Annotated in this window: 12 protein-coding genes; 7 read left to right on the forward strand and 5 right to left on the reverse strand. The window is 53.7% G+C overall.

All coding sequences use genetic code 11. The features are described from left to right. Positions 1–116: 116 nt before the first annotated feature. The 4 genes from ispD to BK816_RS08375 form a co-directional block, all read right to left on the reverse strand. On the reverse strand, positions 117–884 hold the full coding sequence (gene ispD / locus BK816_RS08360; RefSeq protein WP_071164750.1) for a 2-C-methyl-D-erythritol 4-phosphate cytidylyltransferase: 768 nt from the start codon (positions 882–884) through the stop codon (positions 117–119). Continuing rightward, a complete protein-coding gene (locus BK816_RS08365) occupies positions 871–1,416 on the reverse strand; it encodes a CarD family transcriptional regulator (protein ID WP_071164751.1) in 546 nt (181 codons plus the stop codon). Before BK816_RS08365 ends, ispD begins: the two co-directional genes overlap by 14 nt. Positions 1,417–1,574: 158 nt before the next feature. After that, positions 1,575–2,258: a response regulator transcription factor gene (locus tag BK816_RS08370; RefSeq protein ID WP_071164752.1), complete on the reverse strand. Its 684-nt coding sequence runs from the start codon at positions 2,256–2,258 to the stop codon at positions 1,575–1,577. Positions 2,259–2,272: 14 nt separating this feature from the next. Beyond that, positions 2,273–3,514 carry a sensor histidine kinase gene (locus BK816_RS08375; protein ID WP_071164753.1) on the reverse strand — a complete coding sequence of 414 codons (1,242 nt, stop codon included), beginning with the start codon at positions 3,512–3,514 and terminating at the stop codon, positions 2,273–2,275. 276 nt (positions 3,515–3,790) lie between these two features. Here BK816_RS08375 and phoU point away from each other — a divergent pair, with 276 nt between their 5' ends. Further along, the gene (gene phoU, locus BK816_RS08380) at positions 3,791–4,450 is read left to right on the forward strand and encodes a phosphate signaling complex protein PhoU (RefSeq protein ID WP_071164754.1); all 660 of its coding nucleotides are present in this window, start codon (positions 3,791–3,793) and stop codon (positions 4,448–4,450) included. Positions 4,451–4,682: 232 nt separating this feature from the next. Further along, complete coding sequence (locus BK816_RS08385; RefSeq protein ID WP_071164755.1) at positions 4,683–5,420, forward strand: phosphoglyceromutase; 738 nt, start codon at positions 4,683–4,685, stop codon at positions 5,418–5,420. Between the two features lie 305 nt (positions 5,421–5,725). On the opposite strand, the gene BK816_RS08390 is transcribed toward BK816_RS08385, so the two are convergent. Further along, positions 5,726–6,223 (reverse strand): hypothetical protein, encoded by a 498-nt coding sequence (locus tag BK816_RS08390; protein ID WP_071164756.1) that lies wholly within the window; start codon positions 6,221–6,223, stop codon positions 5,726–5,728. A gap of 216 nt (positions 6,224–6,439) precedes the next feature. On the opposite strand from BK816_RS08390, the gene BK816_RS09710 reads away from it, so the two are divergent. The 5 genes from BK816_RS09710 to BK816_RS08415 all read left to right on the forward strand — a co-directional run bounded on the left by BK816_RS09710 (position 6,440) and on the right by BK816_RS08415 (position 11,742). Then, on the forward strand, positions 6,440–7,123 hold the full coding sequence (locus tag BK816_RS09710) for a GntR family transcriptional regulator (RefSeq protein WP_236842327.1): 684 nt from the start codon (positions 6,440–6,442) through the stop codon (positions 7,121–7,123). A gap of 969 nt (positions 7,124–8,092) precedes the next feature. Beyond that, positions 8,093–10,678 (forward strand): sialidase family protein, encoded by a 2,586-nt coding sequence (locus BK816_RS08405; protein WP_071164758.1) that lies wholly within the window; start codon positions 8,093–8,095, stop codon positions 10,676–10,678. Between the two features lie 73 nt (positions 10,679–10,751). Further along, on the forward strand, positions 10,752–10,943 hold the full coding sequence (locus BK816_RS09850; protein WP_083379187.1) for a DUF2087 domain-containing protein: 192 nt from the start codon (positions 10,752–10,754) through the stop codon (positions 10,941–10,943). Positions 10,944–10,988: 45 nt separating this feature from the next. Continuing rightward, positions 10,989–11,213 (forward strand): helix-turn-helix transcriptional regulator, encoded by a 225-nt coding sequence (locus BK816_RS08410; RefSeq protein WP_071164759.1) that lies wholly within the window; start codon positions 10,989–10,991, stop codon positions 11,211–11,213. A 64-nt stretch (positions 11,214–11,277) separates the two neighbouring features. Next, positions 11,278–11,742 carry a hypothetical protein gene (locus BK816_RS08415; RefSeq protein WP_071164760.1) on the forward strand — a complete coding sequence of 155 codons (465 nt, stop codon included), beginning with the start codon at positions 11,278–11,280 and terminating at the stop codon, positions 11,740–11,742. Positions 11,743–11,861 lie beyond the last annotated feature (119 nt).

An 11,861-nucleotide genomic window follows, 5' to 3' on the forward strand; every position in this document is an offset into this window, starting at 1 on the left:
CACTCACGCTTCCAACTTTAGCGGTCATCTCACTTTGTGGCATGCGGAACACTCATTTTTGTGGATAGTTCCGTTTCCGCTTTGGGTTTTGCGTGCCCTTTTCGGTTGCTTTTGGCTTATTTGTTGGGGTTGCCTGCGATTTCGCGGCTGAGCCATTCCAAGTCTTCTGGGTTGGTAATTTTCAGGGCCGAGGGAGAACCGGCCACTAGCTTGACCCCGATCCCGTGGGCTTCATAGAGACTGGCTTCGTCGGTGACGCTGGCGCTGGTTGCCTCTGGGCTCTGCCCTAGTGCTAGGACTTGGTTTAGCCAGAAGCCTTGCGGGGTTTGCACTGCCCGTAGCAGGTCGCGTGCCGGCGTTGTTTCTACCCACTCTCCGTCCTCGGCAATGCGAATGGTTTTGATGGTGTCAACAACTGGTAGGGCGGGGATGACTGCGCGCACCTGGTCAGTGAGGCTCGAGGCGACGGTGGCGAATACTTCGGGCGGGCACCAGGTGCGGGCTGCATCGTGCACTAGGACGCGACTGTCAAAGTTGGCATGGTCGTTGGAAGTGGCGGCATGGTCCGCAGCCAATTGCGCTTTTAGCGCTTTGAGGCCAGCTTGGACGGAGGCGGCGCGAGTGTCTCCCCCAGCAACGAAGGTGCATGGATGTGGGTAGTTGTCGGGGAGGCAGGCTTGAAAGGCTGGCAGGTCTGTTTCGGGGGCGGTGACCACAATTTTTTCGAGGCCGGGGGCTCCGGCGACCCGTTCGAAGGCCCAGGTAAGTAGAGGTTTTCCTGCGATTTCAACGAGGGCTTTGGGGATGCCAGCACCAAGGCGAGTGCCACTGCCGGCGGCGGTGAGTACTAGTTGCCACGAGGGGCAATCGTCACTCTTCGTCATCACCTTCGACCATGTCTAGTTCACGGAAGGTGGAAATGTCCACGCCTAGGCTTTCAGCCAACACGGTGTCGAGGCGTACTTCAGCCTGGTCGTGCGGAATATCGCGGGCGAGGGCAAGTTCGGAAACTAGGATGTGGCGGGCTTTCGCGAGCATGCGCTTTTCGCCAGCGGAGAGGCCGCGGTCACGGTCGCGACGGGTGAGGTCACGAACGACCTCGGAAACTTTCACAATGTCACCGGTGGCAATCTTTTCGATGTTTGCCTTGTAGCGGCGCGACCAGTTCGATGGTTCGTCCACATTTTCGGCGCGGAGTACATCAGCAACAACTTTTAGGCCGTCGGCGTCGACCACATCGCGCACGCCAACCATTTCGACATTGTCGGCAGGAACTTGGATAGTGAGGTCACCTTGGTTAACTCGCAAAGTCAAGTAAGTCATTTCTTTGCCGCGAACCACGCGCTGTTTAATTGCCTCAATAGTGGCAGCACCATGGTGCGGATAAACAACAGTCTCGCCAACCTCAAATGCCATATTTATGCCCTGACTTATCAATTGAACCTACGGTGAACATCCCTATTTTACCACTAAGTGCACACTTACTCACGGAAACTTTATTTAGGCTTTAAGGTTCGCTTGTGACCACTTCGCCAGGGCAGTGAGCTGGCGGCCAAAACGCGAAGAAGCTTAGTTTAGGCGTTGAGGCGATAGCCGAGGCCGCGCACGGTGGTGATCAGCGTGGGGTTGGATGGGTCGGCCTCAAGCTTGTTGCGTAGGCGCTTAATGTGCACGTCTAGGGTTTTACTGTCGCCAAGGTAAACACTGCCCCACACGCGGTCCAGGAGTTGCGCGCGGGTGAGGACGCGTCCGGGGTGACGCAGCAGGTATTCGAGCAGTTCAAATTCTCGCAGGGCAAGGGTAATTTCTTCGCCGTTTGAGGTGACTTGGTGCCGCGCAACATCCATACGGATTTGACCTACCTGGATGATGCTGTCGTCCTCGGCAGTTTCGGCGCTTTGGCCACGCCGAAGTACCGCGCGAATACGGGCGAGGAGTTCTCGGTATGAGTAGGGCTTGGGCAGGTAGTCGTCGGCTCCGAGTTCGAGTCCGACCACCTTGTCGACCACTTCATCTTTGGCGGTGACCATAATGATGGGGACATTGGATTCTTGCCGTAGTTGCTTGCAAACTTCGGTGCCGGACATGCCTGGCATCATCAGGTCAAGCAAGACGAGGTCGATTTTTTGGCGGGCGAAGACTTCGAGTGCCTTATTGCCATCGCAGGCGGTAAATACTTTGAAGCCGTCTTGCCGTAGGGAAAAGCTGAGCGTGTCCCGGAATGTTTCTTCGTCGTCAACTACCAGGATGGTCGTCATGGCGTCTTCGCTCCTTACTCGTCAGTTTCGTGCTGGCCGAGGGCGGAGGCGGCTTCGTCCTCGACGGCTGGGTGCTGGTCACCGGCTTCGGTAACCGTTCCTGCTTCCCCGGTAAGCGTTTGGGGTGCTGCAGGTAACACTAGTGTAAATGAGGCGCCGCGGCCTAGTCGAGACCAGACGCTGACGGTGCCGCCGTGTTTCGCGGCCACGTGTTTGACGATGGAAAGGCCGAGGCCAGTGCCGCCTTTCGCGCGGGAGCGCCCGGGGTCGACCCGGTAGAAGCGTTCGAAGATTCGTTCTTGTTCTTCGGGGGCGATGCCGATGCCCTGATCTACCACGTTGATTCGTACGAGGTCGTCTTCGAGGGTGGCGGCAACCGAAACTTTGGTATTTGGTTCGGAGTAGCGGATGGCGTTATCTAGTAGGTTGCGCACTGCTGTGGTAAGTAGATCAAAGTCGCCGAGAACCATCGCGTTGGAGGGTTGGCCCACCACGATTTCAATCCCATTGGCTTTGCCAGTCAGGGCGGAGGCTTCTACTGCCTGCCCGATTACTTGGTCAATATTTACTACCTTGGGGGCTTCTAGCACCCCTGGGGCTTGCAGGCGGGAAAGGTCAATAATGTCGGAGATGAGGTTGGTTAGTCGCGCGGATTCTTTGAGCAGTTGGCCCGAGAAGTGGGCAACAGCTTCGGGATTGTCCGGGTGGGAGGCTAGGGTTTCAGCCAGCAGGGAGATGGCTCCGACGGGAGTTTTTAGTTCATGCGAGATATTGGCGGTGAAGTCTCGACGGGTTGCTTCTAGTCTTTGCGGGCCCGAAACGTCCTCGGCCAGCAATAAAACGTAGCCGCGGCGCAGGGGTGCGAGGCGGACCATGGCGGGGAAATGTTCGGTGCCTGCTAGGGCGGAACGGTGTAGTTCGTATTCTTGTTCGGTAACTTTGCCGTCTCGGCGCAGTTTCGCGACTGCTTCTTTTAATTCGGGGTGTACGAGTTCTTCCCCGGAGACAAGTCCGTAGGCGTAACCGTTGGCGTCGGCACGAACTACTCGATCTTGTGGGTCGAGCACGATGGAAACGTAGGGAACCGCGGCCAGCATTGACAATACCTCGGGCGAGAGGGTTTGTTCTTCTGGTTTTTCAGGTTTTGGTTTGGGCTGGTGTGCTTTTTCTGAAGCCCACGCAGCTCCCACGCCGACAGCTCCGACCAGCAGGCCGAGCAGGCCGACGATAACAAGCAAAATCACGGTTTGTTCCACGGATAAAAGATTACCTTGTTTCTAGTTTCTTCGGCTTCTCCGTAACTATCAGGGCAATGCTTGTTTACCTGATGTTAACCTGCTTGAGTATCAGTGTTTGCCTTACTCTGGTGAGATAGTTACACCAACAGTTACTGAATTGGGATTGTTGGGTTTTACGCGCGCTACTTTTAGAGTTTCGCTAGGGTTTAACTTAGCTGCTGTTCACTTGCCGAGGGCGGGGCGTGGAACCGATGACCCACCAACTTGAGGCTAATCCCCTCATAAGGAGACACGATGCGTGAGATTTACAAGCAAGACCTAGAGCACTTGGGTGAAGATTTGGAGCGAATGGCTCGTCAGGTTGCTCGGGCCACTGACCGGGCTCGGGTTTGCTTGCGTGATAACGACTTGGTGCTTGCCGAACAGACCATTGACGCGGATGATCGCATCGATGAGTTGGCTGATGAGATTGAGGCTAACTGCTTGTCCATGTTGGCTCTGCAGGGTCCAGTTGCTTCCGATTTGCGCCTAATCATTGGTGCTTTGAAGCTTTCGGATACTTTGGAACGCATCGGCGATTTTGCCCGCCACGTGGCTTCGATGGCTCGCAACTCTTACCCACAGCCAGCAGCACCAGAGCCAATCCAGACCACTTTGAACCAGATGGCTGATGTTTGCGCCTCCTCCACCGCTTTGTTGGTTGAACTAATCACCGATCATGATTTGGAGTTGGCCGACAAGATTATTGCTGGCGACGATTTGATTGACGACTACCACTTGCAGGTTCGCCGCCAGGTACAGGATCCGGCAAATGATTTGGATCGTTCCCAGATCGTGAACGCTACTTTGATGAGCCGTTTCTGGGAGCGCTTGGGTGACCACACTTTGAAGGCTGCTAACCGTGTCGTCTTCATTATTCGTGGTGAACGAGCCCTCCACGGTTCCCACAACTGAGTTTTCTAGAGCTTTCCTCTAAATAATCAATCCGCATTCATGTCCCCTGCTCTGTTTTGAGCGGGGGGCATTTTGCTTGGCTGGGTACTTTGACCTACCGAACTTTGCCTGTGGGGTTTGCTAGCCGAGGGCGTCCTCGGCTAGTAGAAAAATTTTGCCTTAGCTATTAGCACACAGGTGTTATCGGGGTTACAATGGGCGCGTATTTGACACCGTTATAGAAAGGGTTGAAATGACCTACACCTTGGTGCTGCTCCGTCACGGCGAGAGCGAATGGAACGCTAAGAACCTGTTCACCGGTTGGGTGGATGTGCCTTTGTCGGAAAAGGGCAAGGCTGAAGCTGCTCGCGGCGGCGCTTTGCTAAAGGAAGCTGGCGTACTACCAGAAAAGCTTTACACCTCCATGTTGCGTCGCGCCATCATGACCGCCAACTTGGCTTTGGATGCTGCTGATCGTCACTGGATTCCAGTGGAGCGCAACTGGCGTCTAAACGAACGTCACTACGGCGCTTTGCAGGGCAAGAACAAGAAGGAAATCCGCGACGAATACGGCGAGGAAAAGTTCATGGAATGGCGTCGTTCCTACGACGTACCACCGCCGGCCATTGAACTCGGTTCCGAATTCTCCCAGGATGGCGACCCACGTTACGCTGGCGAACCAATTCCTGCTACCGAATGCTTGAAGGACGTGCTCGAACGCTTGCTCCCTTACTGGAACGACGTGATTGTTCCTGACATTAAGACCGGCAAGACCATCATGATTGCTGCTCACGGTAACTCCTTGCGTGCGATCGTGAAGCACTTGGATGGCATTTCGGACGAAGACATTGCCGGCTTGAACATTCCTACCGGTATTCCGTTGGTTTACGAACTCGACGAAGACCTCAAGCCAGTCACCAAGGGTGGCCGCTACCTTGACCCAGCAGCTGCTGAAGCTGCCATCAAGGCTGTTGCTTCCCAGGGTAAGTGAGCTAACCGCAACTAACGCGTTAGCCACGAAACCAAAGCCAGTTTTGGCTAGCCTAGTTTTTAACTCACACGGTTTTAAACTGGCGAACCCTCCAAAAACTATCCGGCTTACCGCTTAGGTTGTTTGACTGGCTGTAAATGGCATTGATTAACGGGTGGGACCTTTTATTTAGGTCCCACCCGTTTTTCGCGTTTCAAAACGATTCGCCTTACTGGGATTGTTGCTCTCGCTGCACTATTGAGACAAGGCCGTAGTGTCGTTTCGATTTCAGGGTGTAGGGGCGCCGACGATGCCATCCTCCACTTTTAGGACGTAGGTACGTCGTCGTTTTCAGGCAATACTGGGGCGGCGTCGACTTCATTCCCCACCAGTCCTTGCAGCATTGATTCTTCCTTGCCGGGGACGCTTAGTTTGAATAGCTGCAGGTAGATTGGCAAAAATGCTTTGAAAATTAGCCAGCAGTAGGTTGCGGCGATCAAGAAGAAAAGCCCCATTTTTAAGGTGCCACTACCTTCTAGGAAGCCATCAGAGAATGACCAGTTAGCCCATAAGGCACTATCAACCCCAGTTAGAAAAACTGCAAAGGCTAGTTTTTTCAGGTCTGCGGCCGTGAACTCACCAGATTGTTTTTGCAGCAACATCAAGATTGCCTGATTTACTAGCACAACCGTCACTGCAAGGAACCAAAAATAGTTATCTTTCAAGAGCGACTGTGCAAACCAGGTGATCGGGAAAGCCAACATGAGGCCACAAAGGCCGAGGGTCCAAAATGAATTTAGGAACCGATATTTAAAGTTATTCATTTTGACACTCCTTTGAGCAAAACTTTAAGTAATAAGTTTAAGTATCCTCTCTTTTTAGCAAAGCGATAACAAGAAAGACAATCATAAAAAAACCAACAAATCTGCCCCGCATATAGGGATATTTCTACAAAAAGAGTAAACCAAAACAACCACCGATTAGCCGTCCAAAACACAACTGTATATACCGCATATATACACTTAGTTGTTTAGGGGGTGATGATGCCTATTTCGATTGTTTTGTCGGCTACTTCTGGGCAACCAATTTACGCCCAGATTCGTGAGCAGATTAAAGAGCAAATCCTCTCTGGCGATTTAGCTGCGGGTGATCCACTGCCTTCAATTCGGGCTTTAGCTAGAGATTTGGGGGTTAGCGTCATTACTACTACGCGCGCTTACAACGATTTGGCGAGTGCTGGTTTGATTGCCAACATGCAGGGAAAAGGTAGTTTTATCCTTCCCACAAGCCCTGAAACGCTAAAGCAGGAAGCCCTTTCTAGGATCGAGGGGCATTTTGGGGGCGGCTCTAAGCCAGGCACGCAGTGCTGCGTTGCCTTTGACCGATGTCCAGGAATTGTTACAACGGTTGAGTTTGGAGGAATCATGAACCAAGAGAATGTTTTAGAGTTCAACCGAGTCACTAAACGGTACGACAATGTTTGTTTAAATCTTTCTTTGCAAGTTCCGCGCGGTTACATTACTGGGTTTGTGGGCGCTAACGGGGCGGGTAAAACCACCACACTGCGTTTAGCTTTAGGGTTGGCCCACCCAGATTCGAGGGAAGTTACCAAACTGGATCACAACCAGGTGGGCGTTGTTTTTGACACCCCGCATTATCCCGACAATCTACGTTTAGGCCAGTTAAGCGGCCAGGTTGCCAACTTTTATACAAACTGGGACTAGGCCCTTATAGACCAATACTTTGAAATGTGGCAGCTTTCCCCGACCGCCACAGTTAGCGAGTTAAGCCGCGGTATTGGAATGAAACTACAATTGGCACTCGCCCTCGGCCATCACCCAACTAGTCAACGCCTTGCTTGACCATCAAAATCTACTACTGATTTTGGCCTTCATCGTAGCCGGGCTCTGCTACGCCGCCTCCCTAGCCGCAACCAGCCGCTACTACAGCCGTCTCGACCTCTAACCCACCGAGAACGCACAGGCCATACGCCAAGCAGTCACTCGGGGCGAGGCAATACAGATAATATGTCGAAATATGTCGCAACTTTCGACATATCGCAAAAACGTGTCGAAATTTTCGCAAAATTTCGACACGTTTTTGACAAGATAGAGATTTACAACATTTTTTAGGTAAAAATTAGAGGCCAAAGATGCTAAGGTTAAAGGACTAACGATTTTTAAGTGAATATGCTTAGCGCCCCGAGTGGGACTGTAAAAACTCGGGGCGCCGAACATCCCTTAAAGGGAATCAGGAAATTAGGAGCTGGTATGACCCGCACGTCATACCGGTTCCTAACTTTATATGCGAACCACCGCATATAAAGTCGATAACTACTGTAACTGATTTTTTATATCAAATAAAGCCATATTAGATTTTGCTTTACGGAAATTATTCTCAGCTGAGATTTTCCTTAAATTTCAAGGCCTTTAGTACTGTTTTTTGCGACTCTAAGTAAGAATTTCACCGACTATTTACCCCGCTAGAACCACTGTCGAATGTGACAGTTCTCGATCAACGAGAGGGGCTGTTTCGGATCAGCAAAAATGGAAAATTTGGATCTGATGCAAGTATAAAATTCTGTACAGCTCTGTCAGGGACAGATTGGGGTTATTGAAATTTGCTTCGGCCAAACCGGTGTGCGAATCTTGGAAAGTAACTAACTGTTCCCATTTGGGGTAAAGGAACTACTAATGAAACTGCCTAATACTGCCAGCGAAGTCAGTGTTTGTTTTAATTTCCGGGCTACCACCGAGGGCGAACTACTCACCGCCTGCCCTATAGATAAGGGAACCGAACCCGTCACTGCCCAGTCAGAGGACACGGAAAACAAGCCCGTCACCGCCCAGTTAGAAACCGAGATCGACCAGCCCGTCACCGCCCAGCCGAGCAGCCGATCCCCACGACCAAACGAGGCCACACCCGGCTGGATACTAAGCATTAGCGGCAAAACCCTCTACTTGTTGGGACAAACTGCCCTAGCCCCAGTACGACTCGATATGGAAGATACCGCGAATGTGTGCGACGGAGCCTGGCATTCACTGATGGTCACCTCGAGCGCCGAGTCGGGTAGCAAGATTTTCTTGGATGGCTACCAGTGTTTTAGCGCCACCGCCGACCTATCCCCTGCCGGGTTAACCCCAAAGACCCACTCGGAACAATTAACAGATAACTCCAAGCCTGGGTCTACTGCGCATACTGTAAGCACAGTTCAGGCTTTCGCGAACGGGACAGACATCCTGTTTACCTTAGCCGATCGCGAGGGCCTTGAAACCACAGAGTTTGAGGTACTTCCCGAAGCATTGTCCCCCCAGGCGATCCGGGCGCGTGCCCTCGAGCCCACCCCACTGATCGAGTTCGCCGCGAATCGACTTTCCGACTACGACACCAGACAGGTGGCAAAACTGTCCGAAGGTACCATCTTCACCCGTTTTCGAGTGCGTGGGCCCGGCCAGTACGGCACCATCATGGCTGGCGCCGCCCAAACTGCCGAGGGCGACCTCGGCCCAGAAAACCTGCGGCTTAAAATTTTGCCCCACGGCATCATCTTCGAAGTGCTGACCGAAGCGGGCCAGTGGCGCGAATTCACCGCCGACGGTTGGTGGGGCGAAGGCAACTGGCATGACGTAGTGGTGCGAGTCGCGCGCGGAGCCATCGACCTGTTCATCGACGGCTACCTTGAAGCGCACCTGCCTGGCAGAGCCTTCTTCGCGGACCTACCGGGCGGCCTCGGCCTGCTCACCATCGGGCAAGACACCCGCGGGCAACGACTCTTCGGGGAAGTACGCAACGCGGCAATCCACCCCACCCCACTGAACGAGTGGCAAATCAAAGGCCTGTCCGGGCACGAGCCCCTCGACACCCAATGCCTCTTCGACTACGGGTACCACCAATGCGTCTCGTACCGCATCCCCTCCCTGCTGACCACCCAAAACGGGGTAGTGCTCGCCGGCGCCGACCAACGCGAAACCATCCCCAACGACGCCCCCAACAAAGTCAACTTCGTGCTACGCCGCTCACTGGACTCGGGCCGCACCTGGCAGCCCATGCAAACCATTGTCACGTGGCCAGGCGAGGGCGCCACTGGGGCTTCCGCCACCGACTCCTGCCTGCTGCAAGACCGGCAAACCGGCCGCATTTTCGCACTATTAGACCACTTTCCCGGGGCGATCGGCCAACCCAATGCCGACCCCGGCCTCGGACTTACCGAGGACGGGAAGCCGCTCCTATTCGACCGTGCCGGCCAACAATACGTGTGGCATCCTGACGGCACTGTCACCACCGGCGACGGCCAGCCCACCAACTATCATGTGGACGTGGACGGTAATGTTACCGTCACCGAAACAGACCCGCGCGCGGGCCAGAACCTCAAACCCGAAAACGCTGGGGCTGGCAGGGACTCAAACCAACCCGAGGCGCAACCGGCCTCGCGCCCGGGCGGGAACGTGTACTTGGCGCTGGGAGAGGACCCGCATGAAACCCTGCACACTGCCCGCACCTGCTACCTGCAAGTAGTGTTTTCGGACGATGACGGAGCCACCTGGTCCACCCCGCAACACCTCAACCACCTGGTAAAACAAGAGTGGATGCCATTCCTCGGGGCCGCACCCGGCAACGGGATCCAAATCCGGGGCGGAAAGTTCGCGGGCCGGCTAGTTGCCCCCGTCTACTTAAACTCCATCGAGCACCGGGACGTGTTCAGTGCCGCCGTTGTCTACTCCGATGATCACGGGCAAACCTGGCAGCTTGGGGCCAGCATGAACGACGGACGAAACTTCGAGGGGGAAACCCTGTGTGCCCGCACCGCCGCCGACCCGCGCGCCGGAGCCTACGAATGCACCGTCGTCGAACGCGAAAACGGGGAACTACTACTGCTGATGCGCAACCAGCACCCGGCTGGGAAAGTCCTTGCCGCCACCTCCACCGACGGCGGTGAAAGCTGGGAAAACCCCTACTTTGTGCCCGAAATACCTGAAGTATTCTGCCAACCCAACGCCATCAACGCCCCCACTGAGGCGCACCCGTGGCGCCTCATTTTCGCCAACGCCTCCCAACTCCTACCCTACCGAGGTCGCGGAGTCCTACGCCTATCCGAGGACGGGGGCCGCACCTGGATCGCCTCACGCACCTTCAACCCCCAACACTACGTTTACCAGTGCCTGTGCGTCCTACCCGACGGCAACCTCGGCCTGCTCTGGGAGCGAGAAACCCAAGGACTCTACTTCACCCGCATCCCCCAAGACTGGCTCGAAAACGCCAAAAACCACCTGCCACAATAAAAGCAGGCACATCACCACCCCAACTGGGGGCACAACACACCCCACCGACCTGCCCGTAAAAACTGAAGTGCGAGTGCCCCTTAGCAACTTCTATTGCCTAGAAGTATTTCGTCGTTTAAACAAACCTAGTCTGAGCGAAAGCGAGCTAAACACAGGGCTAAAAATGTTCGTCACCGACCCAGCCCTATGCCGGCGAGATGCCGTCGAAAGTGGAGTCATCCAACGAAGCACGGACGGCTCCAGCTACACGCTACCCGAAAACTAGCCAAAACAACTTGACACTATGTAAACTTTCTTTTACATTATACATATGGAAGTTGACACGATGCCAAATAAGCTACGCCAACTAAGGCGGTGGCGCGAAATCTCACAGGCTGACTTAGCTCAGGCGGTGGGGGTCTCTAGGCAAACCATCGCCAATATCGAACGAGGAAATTATTCCCCCTCCGTACATTTAGCGTTAAAACTATGCAAACAGTTAGAGGCCAGTGTGGAACAAGTCTTTGGAAACGAAGATTTGCAAGTAAGCTCCTAGATCGTCCTCACTAATTGAGTCACCCCCAAAACTCCCCCTGACAGACTGAAAGTAGGAAAAAACTATGAACCATTTCAGTGATCAAATTATCCGCAAGTACCAGCAGTTCTACCAAGACGAATTTGCTTTAGATTTAGCTTTCAAACAAGGCACTATCGCCTGGAATATTTCCACCTACTGCTCACTATTACTCATGTGCGCCTTTGGTTGGATCCTACCCGGATACCTCTTCTACACTTCATCCTTACTATTATTGCCACTGATTCTAGGTTCCTTTGCAGCAAACACCTACTCACGCCGCTATCTACCAGCACCGCTTCCCAAGCAAAAATTACCGTTGAAAAGCGCCCTGCTGATTATCGTAGTCTTACTAACCTGGCTAGCTGGCGGCTGGTATCGCGGAGCTGAAATCACCCCATATGCTACCGGCACCATTGTGGGGGTAATTGGTGCCGTGATTTTGCTGCCAATAATATTGCGGCACCAACACCAAAAGGACGAAAAACGACTCGACGCCGACGCAGAATAGACCCAACCGCACGGTTGCCGGAAATTGGCCTAGTGTGTTACGATGCTGGCATGCGTAACGTTCAGATGCAGTGGTGGTGGCTTACCAAACGGTGAGCCCGCTATTTCTGCAACCTGAAA

This window comes from Boudabousia tangfeifanii, from assembly GCF_001856685.1.
In the GTDB taxonomy this organism is placed as follows: Bacteria; Actinomycetota; Actinomycetes; order Actinomycetales; family Actinomycetaceae; genus Boudabousia; species Boudabousia tangfeifanii.